The sequence below is a fragment of the Bradyrhizobium sp. Kon69 genome (assembly GCF_055807515.1).
The window spans coordinates 1-254 of record NZ_JBVVOS010000459.1; the positions used below are offsets into that span (position 1 = coordinate 1).

The 254-nt window shown below is 66.1% G+C and carries 1 protein-coding gene; it reads right to left on the reverse strand.

The features are described 5' to 3' along the window. Window positions 1-254: hypothetical protein (locus AC0L3U_RS39795; protein ID WP_473365179.1), on the reverse strand; the 254-nt coding region annotated here is incomplete at both ends.

Genomic DNA, 254 nt, shown 5'->3' on the forward strand with positions numbered 1-254 from the left:
GGTCAGCAGCGCCAGCAAAATCGGGAAGACGTTGGCGACCAGCAGGGCCAGCGCTACCGGAACGCGGGCGACGGCGGAATAGAGACAGAGGCTTTGGGTGGCGATCAGCAGGCCCAGAAGTACTTGCCAGCGCCATGCGCCTGGAGGGAGGCGCAGGCTTTGGCGTTGCCACAGGACCAAGATGGCCAGCACGAGCAGGGTGCCACCTGAGCGCATCAGGATGGCCAGCAGGACACCGGCGCCGTCGTCGAAGG